Here is a 2,414-nt window from a genome sequence, read left to right on the forward strand (position 1 = left end):
CCTTGTGTTGTTGACTCCAAAATTGTCCGACTGTATGCATATCATCATATTGAGGAAAGAGATCAAAATCTAATAGATTAATCGCAATCGTTTTCCGTAAAGAACGATAGGGCATCCCTTGCTCTAATTGAGATGTATACAGTTTACTCCAATAATACAGGGAACGTTTTACAATCTCTTGTGTATTTCGTAACTGGATTTCCACGTTCACCTTGGTTTCATCTTGAAGTGTCGCTAATATATCTAGTATGGATAATTTATCTTCTTCATATTCTTTATGCAAATGTGGGTCTTCAATTTTTAAGGATACAATCGGTGTAGATAGTGATTCATGCAAGATTGCATTTAAAAAAGAAATCAGTAATTCCTCTTGTCCTTGTACACCAAATAATTGCTTGAAAGCAAAATCGACTCGTAAATTTACTAAAGGTTGATTCATAGAGTGAGTCACCTTTCTTTGTGTGTATTCTATCTCTATTGTAGCGGATACTGGAGAGAGGACGCAACCCTTATACCATTGTCTTCTTTGTACTGTACTAAATATGATTTTTCTTTATCTACATTTTTAAAAACTAAATGATAAAATAAATTATCTTTTTAATTGATATCTCCTGCGTTCTATTCTGGCGCACTCTGATTTGTTTGAACAGCATAAGACTTAATTGTTTGCTTGATCTAATAGTTTTTGCTTATTATCAATTATAACAATGTATACATATACAATGGATTGCTAACAGAATTTAGATTGGAAGAGCAATATAACAAAGAGAAAAATTCTTTTGTTTTCGTAGAAATTTCAGTTGATTGTAGTGGGATATCTATATAAGATAATTCATTGTGACAGAATGTTCAAACAGAAATGGAACGAAGCGTTGTATGTATCCCAAATGGATTGACAAAATGGCATTTTCAAAAGCTCATAAGGAATTATTAGTTCAATTATATATGAAACAGATTACAAGGTGTGAATATGATAAACTTGTGAATGATTTATATAATTCCGCTCAAAAAATTATTGCAAGATAACGGTACGAGAACAGATGCGTTTTTGCATCTGAAAACCTCCTAAGTAGGTCAATATGGGTATCACACATGTAACGATTTTTTCAAGAAAATAAAAAACATTTGAACTGTGAGAATCCCGTATGATACGATTAGAATCCATGAATTCCCGACTTGTGTCCAACCTCTTAAAAAATCATTTTGAGAGGTTTTTTGATATGGAAATAGAATGAGGTGAACCGTAATGAAAAGAAATAAAAAAGAAGAACAAATACAGAAAATTATGCTCCTGCAAGAAAAAATTCAGCTATGGATTCAATATATATTTCAGCAATGAGAAAGAAACAAGAACAACACAATCCATTTCCTAAGTTAGCGTATACAGAGACAGTGGCGTTCGAACGGGAAGTGCCGTCTTTTCTCGCATAGAACCTTACTTACAAACGAAAAAAATGGGGCCAGCATGGTCACCGTCTGCCACGCCTTCTAAGAATGAGCCCTATACAGAGTTAGGACCGACAGAAAACCAAACGGTTGTAGGCAGAGAACTAATCCCACATCAAGAAAATCGCGCTGTGTTTTCTGTGGATACGTTGACACCCGCAACCGTATCCATTTTGACTGCGAGTAAACAAATAGAGATACAACTCATTTCACCATCAGGGAAGGTTTACAACAAACAGGATGCGGTAGTAACAACGGGTGATGATACCTTTTTTAAAGGGGCCTTTATTCATACATTTCAACTAAAAAGTATGGAATTGGGAGACTGGACGATACGTATGAATACGGAAGAGAAAGATGCCTATTTAGCGATGGTACAGTATCAACAAGAAGCACCTTTCCATTTGAAAATACCCGCTAAGATGGAAGCAAATCAAGTAAAATTGCAAATCCAATCTGCTGATAAAAAACCAGTTGAAGCGGAGGACGTCTCTATGACGGTTCGAGTTGTTGATCAGACAGGTACACTGATTTCACAATCTGATGGCGTGCAGCAAGTAAATGCACATACGCTATCTACCACGTTACAGCATATAGAGCACTCAGGTGTATACAATTTTACCATTGATGTGAAAAGGAAAATAAAGCGGGGCATCCGTACACACGTACGATTATACGTTCTATATATATTGAGAAGTAATATATATTAAAATTCTATAAACAGAAAAAGGTGCCCCTAGGAGCACCTTTTTCTGTTTGTTACATATATTCATTTTCAAGCTTATCATGATCCATGTAATCGTTTTTGGACTAGGATTGTCCATACCCATGCATGTTCTAATAAGAAAGGTATACAAATAGTGATGGACCTTGCAGGATTTGAACCTACGACCGGACGGTTATGAGCCGTCTGCTCTTACCAACTGAGCTAAAGGTCCCTAGAAAAGCATATGGATAAGGAGTATATA

The 2,414-nt window shown here is 35.6% G+C and carries 3 protein-coding genes and 1 tRNA gene; 2 read left to right on the top strand and 2 right to left on the bottom strand.

Going from position 1 to position 2,414, the window contains the following annotated elements; all coding sequences use genetic code 11:
• Positions 1-439, bottom strand: a 439-nt coding sequence (locus F3I02_RS21120) for an Rpn family recombination-promoting nuclease/putative transposase (RefSeq protein ID WP_196478391.1), incomplete at its 3' end; no start/stop codon positions are given.
• A gap of 398 nt (positions 440-837) precedes the next feature.
• Here F3I02_RS21120 and F3I02_RS21125 point away from each other — a divergent pair.
• Positions 838-1,026 carry a hypothetical protein gene (locus F3I02_RS21125; protein WP_196477662.1) on the top strand — a complete coding sequence of 63 codons (189 nt, stop codon included), beginning with the start codon at positions 838-840 and terminating at the stop codon, positions 1,024-1,026.
• A 428-nt stretch (positions 1,027-1,454) separates the two neighbouring features.
• The gene (locus F3I02_RS21130) at positions 1,455-2,156 is read left to right on the top strand and encodes a hypothetical protein (RefSeq protein ID WP_230876760.1); all 702 of its coding nucleotides are present in this window, start codon (positions 1,455-1,457) and stop codon (positions 2,154-2,156) included.
• Positions 2,157-2,310: 154 nt separating this feature from the next.
• Here the strand turns inward: F3I02_RS21130 and F3I02_RS21135 are convergent.
• A tRNA-Ile gene (locus F3I02_RS21135) sits at positions 2,311-2,384 on the bottom strand.
• Between the last annotated feature and the right edge of the window lie 30 nt (positions 2,385-2,414).

The sequence above is a fragment of the Bacillus sp. SRB3LM genome, assembly GCF_015712745.1.
GTDB classification, from domain to species: Bacteria; Bacillota; Bacilli; order Bacillales; family Bacillaceae_G; genus Bacillus_A; species Bacillus_A thuringiensis_K.